This is a genomic window from Nocardioides sp. NPDC057577, assembly GCF_042801335.1.
Lineage (GTDB): Bacteria > Actinomycetota > Actinomycetes > Propionibacteriales > Nocardioidaceae > Nocardioides.
Map to the genome: position 1 here is coordinate 1 of NZ_JBHVGB010000190.1, position 11,354 is coordinate 11,354.

Below are 11,354 nucleotides of genomic sequence, written 5' to 3' on the forward strand. Positions count from 1 at the left end.
GCTGACTAATCTTTTTATACATCCGCCACAACTACCGATTCGGCCGCCGTTTCTGCGGTCTCGGCTCGGGGGCGCTACACGTGCCCCGTCGCCGATGCCCGGCGCCGAGACAGCGCGTCGACGCTGGCCGCGACCAGGAGGACCAGGCCGGTGACCATCCAGACCGTGCCCTGGGGCTGGTCGAGCAGACCCATCCCGTTATCAATAACTGCCACGACGGTGCCACCGATGACGGCGTCGATAACCCGGCCCTTGCCGCCGAAGAGCGAGGTGCCGCCGATGACGGCTGCGCCCACGGCGTACAGCAGGGTCGTCTCGCCGCCCGTGTTCGGGTTCACCGAGTTGGTCCGGCTGGCGATCATGATGCCGGCCACCGCCGCCATGGTGGAGCAGAGGACGAAGCAGGACAGGCGCACCCGGAACACGTTGATCCCGGCCCGCCGTGCCGCCTCGGCGTTGCCGCCGACAGCGTAGACGTGCCGGCCCCAGCCCGTGCGGGTCAGCACGAACGTGAGCATGATCAGCAGGCCGACGATCACCACCAGCGAGACCGGCACCCCCTTGAGCGAGGTCAGCGCCGGGTTGCGGCTGCGCTCGACGGAGAGGTAGCCGACCACGGCGAGCACCACGACCGTCAGCAGCCCGGTCTTCAACGCCCAGAGCAGGATCGGCTGCACGGTGAGGTTCTTGGCGCGGCGGCGTGCATCGGTGACGTACGTCGAGCCCGCATAGCCCACGATGCAGACGACGCCGAGCACCCAGCCGAGCCAGACCGGCAGGTTGGCGTTGTTGAGGCCGTTGATGAAGTCGTTGCGGATGGGGATCGTCCCACCCTCGCCGATCATCGTCAGGAGCACGCCCTGCAGCCCGAGGAACGCAGCCAGCGTGACCACGAACGACGGGATCCCGAGCCTGGCCACCAGCAGCCCGATGAGCAGGCCGATCACCGCTCCGGTGAGGAGAGCCGCCAGCAGGGCCGGGATCAGGGGCCACTCCTGCCGGGTCAGGCACACCCCGAGCACCCCCGCGCACGTCCCACCCGCGAACCCGGCCGACAGGTCGATCTCGCCCAGCAGCAGCACGAAGACCAGGCCCATCGCGAGCACGGTCACGCCTGCCGACTGGCCGATCAGGTTGGCGAAGTTGAACGAGTTGGTGAACTGCTCCGGACGCAGCGCGGAGAAGACCACGACCAGTGCGATCAGACCCAGCACCGCCGGCAGCGAACCGACCTCACCGCCCTTGAGCTTGGCCATGTAGGCCCGGAAGATCCCGGCGAGCGAGTTGTCGGGCTCCGGGTCCGGTGCCGCGGCGACGGTCGGGTCATCGGTGTCGGTGCTCATGCCGCCACCTCCGTAGCGCAAGCGCCAGAATACGGACGCGGCGGCCTGAGGCCTACTGTCGCTCGCTGGCGCTCGCTCATGCCGCACCTCCCTCGGGAACGACGCCCGTGGTGATCGCCTGCACGACCCGCTCGCGCGTGGTGGAGGCGGCCTCGATCTGCCCGACCATGGCGCCCAGATACAGGACCGCGATGTCGTCGGCGACCTCGAAGACGTCGTTGAGGTTGTGGCTGATCAGCAGGACGCCGAGACCCCGGTCGGCCAGGCGCCGCACCAGCCGGAGCACCTGCTCGGTCTGCGCCACGCCGAGAGCCGCGGTCGGCTCGTCGAGGATGACCAGCTTCGAGTTCCACAGCACTGCGCGGGCGATCGCCACGGTCTGGCGCTGGCCACCGGAGAGGGAGGCCACCGGCGTACGCACCGATTTCAGCGTACGCACCGAGAGACCGTCGAGGGTCTCGCGAGCGCGCTGCTCCATGCTGTCCTCGTCGACCAGCCGGAGCCGTTTCATCTCCCGGCCGAGGAACATGTTGTGGACGACGTCGAGGTTGTCGCACAGCGCGAGGTCCTGGTAGACGACCTCGATCCCGAGCGCGGCGGCGTCCTTGGGGTTGGTCACCTTCACCGGCTCCCCCTCGAAGAGGTAGTCACCGGCGTCGAACAGGTGAATCCCGGCCATGCCCTTGACCAGGGTGCTCTTGCCGGCACCGTTGTCGCCGACGAGCGCGGTGACCCGGCCCGCCTGGACCGAGAGGTCCACTCCGCGCAGGACCTGCACGGCGCCGAAGGACTTCTCGACGCCGTGCAGCTCCAGCAGCGAACTCACTGAGGCACGCCGTTCTCGGTGCACAGGTCGGCGATCGCGCCGGCGCACACCTCCGCGGCGTCGGCCTGACCGTCCTCGACGACCGTCTTGACAGTGTCCTTGGTGACCCAGACGGGCTCGGCGAGCACCGAGGGCACGTCCTTGCCGGCCTCGGTGTCCTCCACCGAGCCGGTGGCCAGCTCCGCGGCGGCGTCCTTGTCACCCTCGATCAGCGCGATCGCCAGGTCGGAGGCGGCCTTGGCCTCGAGCTCGGTGTTCTTGTAGACCGTTCCGCACTGGAAGCCCTGCAGGATGTTCTGCAGACCCTCGACCGAGGCGTCCTGGCCGGTCACCGGGATCTTGCCCTGCGCGTTGTTGGCCTTCAGCCGGGCGATGATGCCGCCGGCCATGGTGTCGTTGGCGGAGATGACGCCGTCGATCTTTCCGTCGTTGGCGGTGTACATCTGGTCGAAGACCTCACCGGCCTTGGTGGCGTCCCACTCCCCCGACTGGTCACCGACGAGCTTGTAGGTGCCGTCGTCGATCTTCGGCTGGAGCGCCTTCTGGTAACCCGACTTGAACAGCGCCGCGTTGTTGTCGGTGGCCGCACCGTTGACGAAGACGATGTTGCCCTTGGTCTTGCCCATCTCGGTCAGGCACGCGTCCAGCCCGGCGCCCATCAGCTCGCCGACCTTCACGTTGTCGAAGGAGACGTAGTAGGAGGCACCACCGTTGAGCGTCAGCCGGTCGTAGTCGATGCTCGTCACGCCCGCGTCCGCCGCCTTCTTCAGGCAGGCCGCGCCCGACTCGGAGTCGAGGTTGGTGATGATGATGACCTTGACGTTCTCGTTGATCATGCTGTCGCACAGCTGACCGAACTTGGCGGTGTCGCCCTGGGCGTTCTGGATCGTGGCCTCGAGGCCGGCATCGGCGAACGCCTTCTCGAGGTTGGGCCGGTCCTGGGACTCCCATCGGGGAGACGTGGTCGCGTCGGGCAGGATCACTCCGACGTCGGTGCCGCCCGAGTCTCCCGAGCCACCGTCGTCATCCGAGCCTCCACATGCCACGAGCGATGCGGTCGACAGGGTCGCCACCGCTGCGACCGCCATCAGGCGGCCGATCTTGTGCGTGTTCATCGTCGAACTCCTCAGTCCTGAGTGTGATCTATGTCACGTCGGGGTGCAACCTATCTCCTTCAGCAGCGATATGAAGCGGTTCTGAGGAGATCTCGACGGCGGATTGATAACGCCCGTACGCCTTCACGTCACCACTGCTCGTTACGGTGCGACGGCTCCCGCCCGCCAACGTCCACTAGAACAGCGACCACGTGACCGCCACCTCGGATTTCCGCACGCCCACGACCAGCCGGGCCGACAGCGAGCCCAACAGCCCCAAATCTGGGCACACCTCCGGACACATCAGCGAGATCCACGGCCTGCGCGGTATCGCCCTGGCGCTCGTCGTCGCCTTCCATCTCTTCGGCAACGGCCGGGTCTCCGGCGGGATCGACGTCTTCCTGGTGGTCTCCGGCTTCCTCGCCACCCGGTCGCTGGTGGGCAGGGCCGAGCGCAACCAGGTCAGGCTGGGCGAGCACTACGGACGTACGTTCGCGCGGCTCGCCGCGCCGGCGCTGATCGTGCTGGCCTCGACGGCCGCGCTCATGGTGGCCTTCATCCCGCAGACGCTGTGGACGCAGACGACCCGCGAGCTCATCGCGGCCGCGACCTACACGCTCAACTGGGAGCTCATCGCCAGCCAGCTCTCCTACGGCGCCGCGGGTCCGTCCTCGACACCGGTGCAGCACTTCTGGTCGCTCGCGGTGCAGGGGCAGTTCTTCCTGCTGTGGCCACTGGTGGTCGTCGGGCTCGCCCTGGTTCTGCGCCTGGTGGCCCGCGGCCGGCTGCGCGGGCGGCTCAGCCTCGCGCGGGTGCTGTTCGTGCTGACCGCGGCGGCGTTCACGCTCTCCTTCGCCTACGCGATCAAGGTCTCCGGGGCCGACCAGGCGGCTGCGTACTTCAACTCCGTCACCCGCTTCTGGGAGATCGCCGCCGGTGCCCTCACCGCGCTGGCCCTGCGCCGCCTGAGCCTGCCCGAGAAGATCAAGCCGTACGCCGCGTGGGCCGGCCTCGCCCTCGTCGTGACCTGCGGTTTCGTGATGGACGGCGCGGACCACTTCCCGGGGCCGCTGGCCCTGTGGCCGGTCGCCGGTGCGCTGCTGGTGATGGCCGGCTCGACCCCGTCGCCGCGCGGGCCGCGGCGCCTGCTGGAGACCCGTCCGCTGCGGTTCGTCGCCGACATCTCCTACGAGCTCTACCTGTGGCACTGGCCGCTGCTGATCGCGTGGCTCTACTACACCGGCGGGGAGGAGCTCACCGTCGCCTCGGCCGCCGGCGTGCTGGTCGTCTCGACGTTGCTCGCCTGGGCGACCAACCGCCTCGTCACCCGCCAGGTCCAGACGTACGTCATCAGGCCCGGCGGACCGCGAGCCCTGGTCGCCACCCTCGCCGCCCTCGTGGTCGCGGTCGGGGCCGGCTGGAGCGGCCTGGTCGCGATCACCCACTCCGAGGACCGGGCGATCGCGGCGGCGGCCAGGCTCGCCAGCGCCGACCCCTTCACGACCGAGTGCCTGGGCGCGGCCTCGCTGGCGGCGACCTCCACGGGAGGCTCGTGCCGCAACCCCGACCTGCGCGGTGAGCTGATCCCGGCGGTGGCCGCGATCGGCGCGGACGACGAGAACCGGGGCCAGTGCTGGTCCTTCGAGGAGCGGCCGGTGCGGTTCACGGCCTGCCCGAACGGGTCGGTCGACGGCTACCAGAAGCGGCTGCTGATGGTCGGCGACTCCCATGCCGTCGCCCCGGTCGGCGCGCTCGACCTGATCGGCAAGCAGCGCAACTGGCGCATCGACGTCGCCGCCCGCGCCGCCTGCCACTGGAACGCGCGGCCTCTCGGGAAGGACATCGCCGACAACCGCCCCGCCTGCGCGGAGTGGAACCAGCAGCTCGAGGCCTACCTGCGTGCTCCCGAGCAGAAGGATCTCGACGCGATCATCGTGACCCACTCGGCCCGGAAGACGACCCAGCCGCTGGCCGGCGAGACGCCCTACGACGCCACCGTCAACGGCCTCGTCGAGGCGTGGAGCCACCGGCCCTCGAAAGACATCCCGGTGATCGCGCTTGTCGACAACCCGATGTTCGAGCCCGACAACGCCGCCTACCTGCGCACCACGCTGGGCTGCATCCAGCGGCACTCCCCCGAGACCGCCGGCGAGGCGTGCGGGCGGCCGCGCACCGACGTGCTCGTCAAGGATCCGCACCGCGACGCGGTCCTCCGCGATCCCAACGCGCACCTGGTCGACCTGACCCGACTGTTCTGCGGGGACGAGGTCTGCCCGGCGGTGATCGGCAACGTGATCGTCTACCGCGACGGCAACCACATCACCGCGCGCTACGCCCGCACCCTGGCGCCCTACCTCAGCCAGGAGCTCGCCCGGGTCATCGGCTAACGGGCCACGGCGAGCGCGTCGATCTCGACGAGCATCTCCGCACGCGGCAGGCCGGTCATCACGGTGGTGCGGCACGGGAGGATGCCGCCCTCGGCGACCCGCGATCCGATGAACTCGCCATAGGCGTCGTTCATCGCGGCGAAGTCGTCGCGGGTGGTCAGGTAGACCCGGAGCATGAGTACGTCCTCGAAACCCGCGCCGGCGGCGGCCAGGATGGCCTCCACGTTCTGAAGGGTGCGGACGGTCTGGGCCTTCACGTCGCCGGGGAACAGATATTCGTTCGTGTCGGGGTCGACCGGACCCTGGCCGGAGACCTGGATCAGGCCGCCGCGGACCACGCCCTGGGAGAAGGTGTGCGCGGGGGCAGGCGCCTGGTCGGTGGAGATGCGGATGTCGGACATGTGGTTCCTCTCGGGTGGTGTCATGAGCTCGGGCCGGCCCAGTCGGCGGAGATCGCTTCGGTGGCGGCGAGGAGCTGCGGCACCAGGGCGCGCACCCCCTCGCGGGGCAGGATGACGTCGGGCACGGAGACGGAGACCGCTGCGACCACGCGCCCGGCCTCGTCGCGTACGGGCGCCCCGACGCAGTTGATGAAGTCCTCGTGCTCGGCGGCGTCCTCGGCCCAGCCCTGCTCGCGCGTGCGAGCGAGCACCTCGCGGTAGCCCGCCGCGTCGGCGATGGTGCGGCTGGTGAAGGGCCGGAAGTCGATGCCCGCGATCACGGCGTCGCGCTCCCCCGGCGGCAGATCGGCGACCAGAACCTTGCCGACCGCGGTCGCGTGCAGCGCGGCGGGCAGCCCGACGCGGGAGTACATCCGCACGGCGTGGGTGCTCTCCACCTTGGCCAGATAGATGGCCGTGCCGTTCTCGTAGGCGGCCAGGTGGACGGCCTGGCCGCCCGTCTCGGCCGCGAGCCGGGTCAGATGGGGCTGGGCCACGTCGCGGATCGCGTGCTGGGCGAGCGCGGCGCCGCCGAGCGCGAACAGCCGGGAGCCGAGGTGGTAGCGCTGGCGGTCGTCGCGGCGTACGAACCGGTCGGCCTCCAGCGTGTGCAGCAGCCGCATCGCGGTGGTCTTGTGGACCTCGAGGCTGGCGGCCACCTGGTCGAGGGACCGCTCGCCCTCACCGAGCTCGATGAGGATCTGCAGCGCGCGGGAGAGACTCTGGCTCATCGGATCTCCTCGTGGGCCGCGAGCGCCGGGGAGTCGATGCCGGCGGCGCTCACCCGGGTCGCGGCCCAGGCGTCCTCGGAGCACTCGAGCAGCCGCTCACGTACGTCCTCGGGCGGCGGTTTCGCATGGTCACCGGCCACGGCCAGCACGCCTGCCGCGACCAGGTGGCCCTGCCGCAGCCGGCCCACCGGACCGGCGCCGTCGACGAGCGCGGCGAGGTAGCCGGCCGCGAAGCCGTCACCGGCGCCCACCGGCTCCACGACGTCGACGCCGAGGGCGGGGACCTCGGTCGTGCGTCCGTCCGGGTGGTGCTCCCCGGCGGCGTGCGAGTCGGCCTTGAGCACGAGTCGCGGACGATCGCCCAGGAGCTCGCGGAGGTCCTCGGGGGTGTGCACGCCGAGCGCGGCGCGTGCCTCGTCGGCGCCGAGCAGGACGACGTCAGCAGCTCGGAGCAGGTCGAGCAGCGGCGCGATGCCTCGTCCGGCCCACAGGGCCGGTCGCCAGTTGAGATCGACGCTGAGGCGGAAGCCGAGCTCGTCGCGCAACGCCAGCAGGCGGGCGACCAGCGCCGATCCGTCCTCGAGGATGCCGAGGGTGATGCCGGAGGTGTGCACGACCTCGGCCGTGGCCAGCACTCGCGCGACCTCGGGGCGATCGAGCAGGTCGGCGTCCATCGCGGCGGCCGCGGAGCCCGCCCGGTAGTAGTGCATGCGGCTACCGCCGGGGGCGGGCTCCTTCAGGTAGAGCCCCGTCGGCCGCTCGGGATCGCGCTCCGCCTCAACGTCCACGCCGCGGGCGATCAGGTCCTCGGTCACGACGTGGCCGAACGGGTCCCGGCCGAGCCGGGACACCCAGGCGGTCCGCACACCGAGGCCGGCCAGGGCTCCGGCCACGTTGGCCTCGGCGCCACCGACCGAACGTCGCAGGGTCGTCGCCGCGGCGAGCGACCGGTCGCCCTCCGGACGCAGGACGACCATCGCCTCCCCGAGACAGACCACTCGCACGTCTCCGCTACTGCCCACGGATGGAGCTCCTCCCCTGTTGGTTCTCCGCCGGACCGTTGACGCCCGGTGTGGCCGATGCTACAACTAACGAATCGAATTACGCAATCACCGTTGCATAATGTGCAACGAAGGAAGGACGGGCCATGGATCACCCGGCAGCCCACATCGACACGGCGGCCGTCGCGGCACTGCGCGAGGAGCGGGTCGACTGGCGCCACAAGGCGATCCCACCCGCGCTGTGGGGACGTACGGTCGCCGAGGTGCTCGACGCGGCGCCCCGGCTCTCGCAGCTGCCCACGCCCGTGCTCTCGCTCTCCCGGGTCGCGATGACCCACAACCGTGACGTGCTGGCCACCTGGTGCGCCGAGCGCGGCATCGCCCTGGCCCCGCACGGCAAGACCTCGATGGCGCCGCAACTGTGGGCCGAGCAGCTCGCCGCCGGCGCCTGGGCGATCACCGTGGCGAACCTCGCCCAGCTCGCCGTCGCCCGCGCCTTCGGCCTCTCCCGGGTGATCGTCGCCAACGCGATCGTCTCCCCGCTGACGCTGCGCTGGATCTCCGACCAGCTCACCGAGGACCCCGGGCTGGAGGTGCTGGTCTGGGCCGACTCGCCACGGACCGTGGCCCTGATGCACGACGCGCTCGCGGCCCATGCCGCCGAGGTCGGGCCCCGACGCCCGCTGGCCGTCCTGGTCGAGCGCGGAGCCGCGGGGGGCCGCACCGGCGCCCGGGACGAGGCGACCGCCGTCGCTGTCGCCGAGGCGATCGCCGCCTCGCCCCACCTCGAGCTCGCCGGCGTCACCGGCTACGAGGGCGCCCTCGCCCACACCACCGACGCGGCCGCGCTCGGCGTCGTCCATGCGTACGTCGACAGCCTGGTCTCCCTGCACCGGCGGATCTCCGGCTTGATGCCCGCCGGCCGGACGCCGGTGGTCAGTGCCGGAGGCAGCGCCTACTTCGAGCAGGTGGCCGACGCGCTCGCGCCGCTGGTGGCCGGCGACGAGGCCCGCGTGGTGCTGCGCAGCGGCGCCTACATCACCCACGACGACGGTTTCTACCGCGACATCTCGCCCCTCGGCAGCGACCCGCGCACCACCGGCCCCGGCCTGCGCAGCGCCCTCCACGGCTGGGTGCGGATCTCCTCACAACCGGAGCCGGGTCTCGCGCTGTTCGACGCGGGCAAGCGCGACCTGCCCTTCGACGAGGGTCTGCCCGAGGCCCAGCTGCTGCGGGCGCGGACGACCGGCTCCCCCGCGAGCCCGCTCACCGGGGTCACCGTGACCGCGCTCAACGACCAGCACGGCTTCCTCCGCTGGGACCCCTCGGGTGAGCCGCCGGTCGTGATCGGCGACGAGCTCCGTCTCGGGCTCTCGCACCCGTGCACCGCTTTCGACAAGTGGAGCCTCATCCCGGTCCTCGACGACGCCGACGCCGACGACCCGGTCGTCGTCGACCTCGTGCGGACCTGGTTCTGAGAGTCCCAGGAGGAGTCACCATGACCGACCTGCTCATCCGCGACGCCACCGTCATCGACGGCAGCGGAGCCCCGGCGTTCCACGCCCACGTCAGCATCGACGCCGGGCGGATCACGGGCATCCACACCGACGGCGCGACACCGGCGGCGCGGCGCACCGTCGACGCCGCCGGCCGGGCGCTGACGCCCGGGTTCATCGACATGCACGCCCACTCGGACCTGCAGATCCTGGTCAACCCCGACCACACGGCCAAGGTGAGCCAAGGTGTCACCCTCGAGGTGGTCGGGCAGGACGGACTCTCGTTCGCGCCCGCCGATCCGGCGACGCGGACCCAGCTGCGCCGCCAGATCGGGGGGTGGAACGGCGAGCCGGACGACTTCGACTTCGACTGGGACACCGTCGCCGGCTACCTGGACCGGCTCGACCGCGGGATCGCGTGCAACGCGGCGTACCTCGTCCCGCAGGGGACGCTGCGGCTGATGGTCGTCGGCCCGGACAACCGGCCCGCGACCCCGACCGAGATCGCCGAGATGGCCCGGCTGCTGCGGGTCGGTCTCGCCGAGGGCGCGGTGGGGATGAGCAGCGGCCTGACCTACCCGCCGAGCATGTTCGCCGACGACGAGGAGCTGGCTACCCTGTGCCGGGTCGTCGCCGAGGCCGGCGGCTACTACAGCCCGCACCACCGCTCCTACGGCGCCGGCGCGCTGGAGGCGTACGCCGAGATGATCGAGGTCTCCCGGGCCTCCGGGTGCGCCCTGCACCTGACCCACGCGACCATGAACTTCGAGCCCAACCGCGGGCGGGCCGGCGAGCTCATCGAGATCATCGACGCCGGCCTGGCCGACGGGGTCGACATCACCCTCGACACCTACCCCTACCTGCCTGGCGCCACCACGCTCAGCGCCGTGCTGCCCAGCTGGTCGACCTCCGGCGGTCCCGATGCCCTACTCGCGCGGATCGCGGACCCCGGGGACCGGGCCCGGATCGCGCACGAGCTCGACCACGTCGGCACCGACGGCTGCCACGGCTGCGTGACCGACTGGCGCACGATCCAGATCAGCGGCGTACGCAACCCGGAGCTGTCCGGTCACGTCGGCCGCACCGTCGCCGAGATCGCCGAAGAGACCGGCCAGGTGGCGACCGACGTCTTCTTCGACCTGCTCGTCCGCGACCGGCTGGCCACGACGATCCTGCAGCACGTCGGCCACGAGGAGAACGTGCAGACGATCATGCGCCACCGCACCCACTGCGGCGGCAGCGACGCGATCCTCGTCGGCGAGCGCCCGCACCCGCGCGCATGGGGCACCTTCCCCCGCTACCTCGCCCGCTACGTACGCGACCTCGGGGTCCTCGACCTGGTCGACTGCGTCCACCACCTCACCGGCCGCCCGGCCTCCCGGCTCAGGCTGCACGAGCGTGGCCTCGTCCGGGCGGGGTACGCCGCCGACCTGGTGCTGTTCGACCCCGACACCGTCGCGGACACCGCCACGTTCGAGCAGCCGCGCCAGCAGGCGCGCGGCATCGACTGGGTGCTGGTCAACGGCACCGCCGTCATCGAGGACGGCCACCGCACCGATGCACTGCCCGGACGGGCGCTGCGCCGCACCGACGAAGGAACCCGAGCCCGATGACCAGCCCCCTGATCGACACGCTCCGCGCCGACCACTCCCTCGTCGTCGTACGCGCATCACGGATCGAGGATCCCGTCGCGCTCTGCCACGCCCTGGCCGCCGGTGGCATCCGGACCGTCGAGCTGACCTACACGACACCGGGCCTGACCGACCTGCTCGCCGAGGTCAGCGCCCGCGCGGGCAGCGACATCGTCGTCGGCGCCGGCACGGTGCTGAGCGCCGACCAGGCCCGTGCCGCGCTCGCGGCCGGCGCCCGGTTCCTGGTGACGCCCGGCGTGCCCGCGGAGGCGGCGGAGATCGTCGCCGAGGGCCACGCCGCGGGTGCGGCCGTCGTGCTCGGCGCCCTCACCCCGACCGAGGTCCTCGCCGCGACCCGGCTCGGCGCCGACGCGGTCAAGATCTTCCCGGCGCGGGCCGTCGGCC

The 11,354-nt window shown here is 71.4% G+C and carries 10 protein-coding genes; 4 read left to right on the forward strand and 6 right to left on the reverse strand.

Annotation, left to right across the window (positions count from 1 at the left end; translation table 11 throughout):
• Positions 1-74 precede the first annotated feature (74 nt).
• The 3 genes from ACFU7D_RS25490 to ACFU7D_RS25500 all read right to left on the reverse strand — a co-directional run bounded on the left by ACFU7D_RS25490 (position 75) and on the right by ACFU7D_RS25500 (position 3,284).
• Complete coding sequence (locus tag ACFU7D_RS25490; protein WP_378726726.1) at positions 75-1,343, reverse strand: sugar ABC transporter permease; 1,269 nt, start codon at positions 1,341-1,343, stop codon at positions 75-77.
• A gap of 76 nt (positions 1,344-1,419) precedes the next feature.
• On the reverse strand, positions 1,420-2,169 hold the full coding sequence (locus ACFU7D_RS25495; protein WP_378726728.1) for an ATP-binding cassette domain-containing protein: 750 nt from the start codon (positions 2,167-2,169) through the stop codon (positions 1,420-1,422).
• Complete coding sequence (locus tag ACFU7D_RS25500) at positions 2,166-3,284, reverse strand: sugar ABC transporter substrate-binding protein (RefSeq protein ID WP_378726730.1); 1,119 nt, start codon at positions 3,282-3,284, stop codon at positions 2,166-2,168. Before ACFU7D_RS25500 ends, ACFU7D_RS25495 begins: the two co-directional genes overlap by 4 nt.
• 191 nt (positions 3,285-3,475) lie before the next feature.
• On the opposite strand from ACFU7D_RS25500, the gene ACFU7D_RS25505 reads away from it, so the two are divergent.
• Entirely contained in the window at positions 3,476-5,650 is a 2,175-nt protein-coding gene (locus tag ACFU7D_RS25505) for an acyltransferase family protein (protein ID WP_378872659.1), read from the forward strand.
• On the opposite strand, the gene ACFU7D_RS25510 is transcribed toward ACFU7D_RS25505, so the two are convergent.
• The 3 genes from ACFU7D_RS25510 to ACFU7D_RS25520 are packed head-to-tail and all read right to left on the reverse strand — an operon-like array spanning position 5,647 to position 7,843.
• Positions 5,647-6,051 (reverse strand): RidA family protein, encoded by a 405-nt coding sequence (locus tag ACFU7D_RS25510; RefSeq protein WP_378726734.1) that lies wholly within the window; start codon positions 6,049-6,051, stop codon positions 5,647-5,649. The genes ACFU7D_RS25505 and ACFU7D_RS25510 overlap by 4 nt on opposite strands.
• Before the next feature lie 20 nt (positions 6,052-6,071).
• Positions 6,072-6,821, reverse strand: a complete 750-nt coding sequence (locus ACFU7D_RS25515; RefSeq protein WP_378726736.1) for an IclR family transcriptional regulator — start codon at positions 6,819-6,821, stop codon at positions 6,072-6,074.
• Positions 6,818-7,843, reverse strand: coding sequence for a sugar kinase (locus tag ACFU7D_RS25520; RefSeq protein ID WP_378872664.1), 1,026 nt, complete (start codon positions 7,841-7,843; stop codon positions 6,818-6,820). The genes ACFU7D_RS25515 and ACFU7D_RS25520 overlap by 4 nt, the downstream gene beginning before the upstream one ends.
• A 125-nt stretch (positions 7,844-7,968) precedes the next feature.
• Between ACFU7D_RS25520 and ACFU7D_RS25525 the strand changes: the two genes are divergently transcribed.
• The 3 genes from ACFU7D_RS25525 to ACFU7D_RS25535 form a co-directional block, all read left to right on the forward strand.
• Complete coding sequence (locus ACFU7D_RS25525) at positions 7,969-9,300, forward strand: amino acid deaminase (RefSeq protein WP_378872667.1); 1,332 nt, start codon at positions 7,969-7,971, stop codon at positions 9,298-9,300.
• A 20-nt stretch (positions 9,301-9,320) separates the two neighbouring features.
• Positions 9,321-10,931 (forward strand): amidohydrolase family protein, encoded by a 1,611-nt coding sequence (locus tag ACFU7D_RS25530; RefSeq protein WP_378872669.1) that lies wholly within the window; start codon positions 9,321-9,323, stop codon positions 10,929-10,931.
• The coding region (locus tag ACFU7D_RS25535; RefSeq protein ID WP_378872672.1) for a 2-dehydro-3-deoxyphosphogluconate aldolase at positions 10,928-11,354 on the forward strand (427 nt) is incomplete at its 3' end. The genes ACFU7D_RS25530 and ACFU7D_RS25535, both read left to right, overlap by 4 nt.